This window comes from Mesorhizobium sp. (genome assembly GCF_017306585.1).
Lineage (GTDB): Bacteria > Pseudomonadota > Alphaproteobacteria > Rhizobiales > Rhizobiaceae > Mesorhizobium.
Genome location: NZ_JAFKIC010000097.1, coordinates 1 through 4,742, shown reverse-complemented (window position 1 = coordinate 4,742; position 4,742 = coordinate 1). Strand labels below are relative to the sequence as shown.

At 65.8% G+C, this 4,742-nt stretch carries 4 protein-coding genes and 1 pseudogene; all 5 read left to right on the top strand.

Annotation, left to right across the window (positions count from 1 at the left end; all coding sequences use genetic code 11):
- A pseudogene (locus J0I79_RS03420) lies at nucleotides 1–208 on the top strand (hypothetical protein); the annotation flags it as partial.
- A 180-nt stretch (nucleotides 209–388) separates the two neighbouring features.
- A complete protein-coding gene (efeU, locus tag J0I79_RS03415) occupies nucleotides 389–1,234 on the top strand; it encodes an iron uptake transporter permease EfeU (RefSeq protein ID WP_292855321.1) in 846 nt (281 codons plus the stop codon).
- Entirely contained in the window at nucleotides 1,231–2,406 is a 1,176-nt protein-coding gene (gene efeO / locus J0I79_RS03410) for an iron uptake system protein EfeO (RefSeq protein WP_292855320.1), read from the top strand. Before efeU ends, efeO (J0I79_RS03410) begins: the two co-directional genes overlap by 4 nt.
- Entirely contained in the window at nucleotides 2,403–3,698 is a 1,296-nt protein-coding gene (efeB, locus tag J0I79_RS03405) for an iron uptake transporter deferrochelatase/peroxidase subunit (protein WP_292855319.1), read from the top strand. Before efeO (J0I79_RS03410) ends, efeB begins: the two co-directional genes overlap by 4 nt.
- A gap of 37 nt (nucleotides 3,699–3,735) precedes the next feature.
- Complete coding sequence (efeO, locus tag J0I79_RS03400; RefSeq protein WP_292855318.1) at nucleotides 3,736–4,551, top strand: iron uptake system protein EfeO; 816 nt, start codon at nucleotides 3,736–3,738, stop codon at nucleotides 4,549–4,551.
- Nucleotides 4,552–4,742 lie beyond the last annotated feature (191 nt).

Sequence of the window (4,742 nt, the reverse complement as noted above, 5' to 3'; positions counted from 1 at the left end):
GCGCTCGGTCGATGCCACCATGGGGCCCGGCATGGGCCGGCGCGTGGCATCGAAGTTCCGATATTTCCGGAGTCACAGGGACGACGCCGACGCTATCCTCGCGCCGGCCTATGTCGATCAGCCCGGCCTCGATGGCTTTCGCCCGACTTCCATCCAGGCCTGGACCAGAAAGCATGCCGGCGCCCTCAATGACGTGACGCCCATGTGAAACAGGGCTGTCGCGATCACGCCGCCATCTCGGTGATGTGATCGCGGCTCCCTTGTGCAGCCGGAATGGTCGTGAATAAAAGCTGACAGTTCTGCACAGGATTTCCGTGCGCCTTCACGGCGACAAACCCGGGGCAGGTACAGCTTTCAAAGACCTCCAAGCGGGCGCGGCTGAACGAAAATGCTGGTACCGTTCCTGATCATGTTCCGCGAGGGCGTCGAGGCGGCGCTTATCGTCGGCATCATCGCCAGCTACCTCGACCGCACCGGGCGCGGCGCCTGGATGCCGGTGGTGTGGATCGGCATTTTCCTGGCGCTCGCCTTCTCACTCGGTGTCGGCGCCATCCTGCAGTTCGCCAGCGTTGAATTCCCGCAGAAGGCGCAGGAACTGTTCGAGGCGGTCATCGGCCTCGTCGCCGTCTGCGTGCTGACCTCCATGGTCTTCTGGATGCGCAAGGCGGCGCGCTCGATCAAGGCGGAGCTGCACCATTCCATCGACGCGGCCTTCGAGACGCCGACGAACAAGGGGTTCGGTCTGATCGCCATGGTGTTCCTCGCCGTGGCGCGCGAAGGCGTCGAGTCGGTGTTCTTCCTGCTCGCCGCCTTCCAGCAGGAAAACAGTTTCGCGCCGCTGGCGGCGTTGGCCGGCGTGGTGCTGGCGGCGGCCGTCGGCTACGGCATCTATGCCGGCGCGGTGCGGCTCAATTTCCGGCGCTTCTTCCGCTGGACCGGCGCCTTCATCCTGATCGTCGCCGCCGGCCTGCTCGCCAATTCCGTCAACGCGCTGCATGAAGCCGGCCTTTGGAACCATGGCCAGCAGATCGTCTTCGACATCAGCGGCGTGCTGCCGATGGACAGCCCGCTGGGCTCTGTCCTGTCGGGCATTTTCGGCTACATCGATGCGCCGACATTGAGCGAGATCGTCGTTTATCTCGCCTTCCTGTTGCCGTCGCTGTGGCTCTTCCTGGCCGACCGGCCGGGCATGCAAGCAGCATCGGCTTCCAAACAGGGGCGGCCAGCGACATGAGCGCGAACCCTCAAAACCCCACCCTGCCACGCGCGGCGGTCCGGGCCGGCCTGGCGGTTTCGGTCGCGCTGCTGCTGGCTGCCGGCGCTGCCTTCACCTATGCGACGCAGGTCGCGCAGAAAGGCCGCCGTGACGCCACATCGGCGACGACCGTGGCGATCACCGGAAAATCCTGCGAGCCCAATGAACTCACCGTTCCTGCCGGCAAGCATGTCTTCCAGATCGAAAATCGGTCCGACCGCGCGGTGGAATGGGAAATCCTCGACGGCGTTATGGTGCTCGAAGAGCGTGAGAACATCGCGCCCGGCTTCACCCAGACGCTTGCCACGCGGCTCGAACCCGGCGACTACGCCATCACCTGCGGCCTGCTCTCGAACCCTCGCGGCACGCTGCACGTCCTGCCTGCCGCCGATGCGGGCGCGGCCCGCAAGCCCGATCTCGCCGCCTATATCGGCGCGCTCGCCGAATACAAGGTGTACCTGGCGACACAGGCCGATGGCTTCGAGACCGCGGCCACCGCTTTCGCCGGTGCGGTGAAGGCGGGCAATGTGCCGGCGGCAAAGGCTCTCTATCCGGCAGCCGAGGCCGCCTATGCGCGCCTGGCGCCTGTATCGCCGCTGTTCTCGGACCTTGACGCCGCCATCGACGCGCGCGCCGAGGCGTTCGGCCAGCGCGAGGCCGATCCTGGTTTCCAGGGCCTGCACCGTCTCGAATACGGGCTGTTCAGCCAGGGCAGCACCGACGGCCTCGCTCCCGTCGCCGACAAGCTGATCAGCGACGCGGCGGCGCTCAAGACGCGCATCCACGAGCTGCGCATCATGCCGGAAAGCATGGTCAGCGGATCGGGCGCGATCCTGGAGCGGCTTGCGGCCCCGGGTCCAGCTTTCGGCGACAGCCCCTATGCGCATGGCGACCTCACCTCCTTCGAGGCGGCGTTCACCGGCGTGCGCAAGGTCTTCGACCTCTTGCGGCCCATGGCCATCAAGACCGCGCCCGACATCGTGGCGGCGCTCGACCGGGATTTCGCCGTGCTGGGCGACATGATCGCGACGCGGCGCGCCGAGGCCGCCGATGCGTTGTCCGATTCCGCCAAGGCCGGACTTGGCAAGGCGGCGACAGTGCTTGCCGGCGATCTTTCCAGATTGCGTGAAACCATGGATCTCAGCCAATGACAGCCAGGGACAAAACCCAGGAGCCGAAGGCGGCCCTGTCACCCTCGCGCCGCTCGGTGCTGATCGGCGCCGTCGCCGGGGCGTTGGCGCCGCAGGTAGCCGTGGCGGCGAGCGCCGGCAGCGTGACCAATGCACCGGAAAGCGACACGATCGATCAGCGCCAACCCTTCCATGGCGAGCACCAGCCGGGCATCGTCACGCCCCGCCCGGCCGCCGGGCTGGTCGCCTCGTTCGATGTGCTCGCCCAGAACCGGGCCGGTCTGCAGCGGCTGCTGCGCACGCTGACCGAGCGCACGGCGTTCCTGATGACAGGCGGCACGCCGCCGGCACTCGATCCCAAATTCCCAGCCGCCGATTCCGGCATTCTCGGGCCCGTGGTGACGCCGGACAATCTGACGATCACCACCTCGTTCGGCGCTTCGCTGTTCGATGAGCGGTTCGGCCTGCAGGCGCTGAAACCCAGGCACCTGGCGCGCATGGCGTCGTTCTCCAACGACGCGCTGAAGGAAGAGTTCTGCCATGGCGACCTCTTGCTGCAGTTCTCCTCGAACACGCCCGACACCAACATCCACGCCTTGCGCGACATCGTGAAGAACACGCCTGACTCGCTGCTGCTGCGCTGGAAACAGGAAGGGTCGGTGCCGGTGCGGCCGCCCGATCCCGGCAAACCGAAACAGAGCGCCCGCAACTTCCTCGGATTTCGCGATGGTTCGGCCAATCCCGATTCCACCGACGCAGAGCTGATGAAGCGCATCGTCTGGGTGCAGCCCGGCAGCGACGAACCCGGCTGGACGGCGGGCGGTTCCTACCAGGTGGTGCGCCTCATCAGGAATTTCGTCGAGCGCTGGGACCGCACGCCGCTGCAGGAACAGCAGACCATCATCGGTCGCCAGAAGGCCAGCGGCGCGCCGCTGGAGGGCGGCGCCAGCGAAGCCGATGTTCCCCACTTCGCCAACGACCCGCAAGGCAAGACCACGCCGCTCGACGCGCATATCCGGCTTGCCAATCCGCGCGATGCCGAAGCGCAGAAACACCTGATCCTGCGCCGCCCGTTCAACTATTCGAACGGCGTCAGCAAATCCAACCAGATGGACATGGGCCTGCTGTTCATCTGCTACCAGGCCGACCTCGAGCAGGGGTTTGTCGCCGTCCAGAACCGCCTCAACGGCGAGGCGCTGGAGGAATACATCAAGCCCTTCGGCGGCGGCTATTTCTTCGCCCTGCCGGGCGTGAGGGACGACCAGGACTATCTCGGCCGCTCGCTGCTCGAAATGGCCGCGACACATGCCTGAAGCACGAACCCAACTTCCCACAGTGAGAGGATATCCAATGAAGAACCTGCTTGCCGCCGCCACCGTCGCCTTGCTGACCGGCCTCGCGCCGGCCCACGCCGCCGTCTCGCCCCTCGACCTCGTCCAGCCGATCGCCGACTACAAGCTCTATGTCCAGGGCAAGATCGACACGCTGGTGACCAGCACCAAGGCCTTCACCGACGCCGTCAAGGCGGGCGATCTCGCCAAGGCCAAGGCGCTCTATGCGCCGGCCCGCGTCAATTACGAGACGATCGAGCCGATCGCGGAACTGTTCTCCGACCTCGACACCGCCATCGACTCGCGCGCCGACGACCATGAGCAAAAGGAGAAGTCGGCGGATTTCTACGGCTTCCACCGCATCGAATACGGCCTGTTCAGCCAGAGCACGACCGACGGTCTTGCCCCGCTCGCCGACAAGCTGAACGCCGACGTGCTCGACCTGCAGAAGCGCGTCGCCGGCCTGACCGTGCCGCCGGAGAAGGCCATCGACGGCGCCGCCAGCCTGCTGGAAGAGGTGGCTTCTTCGAAGATCTCGGGCGAGGAAGACCGCTACAGCCACACCGACCTGTGGGACTTCCAGGCCAATATCGACGGCGCGCAGAAGATCGTGGCGCTGGTCGAGCCGCTGGTTTCGAAGGAAAACCCTCAGCTGATCAAGACCGTGAACGATAACTTCGCCACCGTCGACGGCATTCTTGCCAAGTACAAGACAGCGGACGGTTTCCAGACCTACGACAAGCTGTCGGACGCCGACCGCAAGGCGCTGGCCGGCCCGGTGACGGCGCTGGCGGAAGATCTGTCCAAGCTGCGCGGGACGCTGGGGTTGAACTGAGGTTTCCTGGCGCCGGTTCGCTATCGGCCAAACGGAGCGCCGCCCCTTGTGTGTTTGGAATCGTGCATAATTGAGGTGCCACGGACCAGGTGGTTGCCTGATCCGTGGCGGCGGTCGAGAGCCCGTCGCCCCTCAGGTGCCGATACCGTGGATGAGCTGGGGCCCGACCGTCTTCTTTTGTGAACCCGAAC

Excerpts from the sequence above, each read along its gene's own strand:
- efeU (WP_292855321.1), top strand. The coding sequence starts at position 389 with ATGCTGGTACCGTTCCTGATCATGTTCCGCGAGGGCGTCGAGGCGGCG.
- efeO (WP_292855320.1), top strand. The coding sequence starts at position 1,231 with ATGAGCGCGAACCCTCAAAACCCCACCCTGCCACGCGCGGCGGTCCGG.
- efeB (WP_292855319.1), top strand. The coding sequence starts at position 2,403 with ATGACAGCCAGGGACAAAACCCAGGAGCCGAAGGCGGCCCTGTCACCC.
- efeO (WP_292855318.1), top strand. The coding sequence starts at position 3,736 with ATGAAGAACCTGCTTGCCGCCGCCACCGTCGCCTTGCTGACCGGCCTC.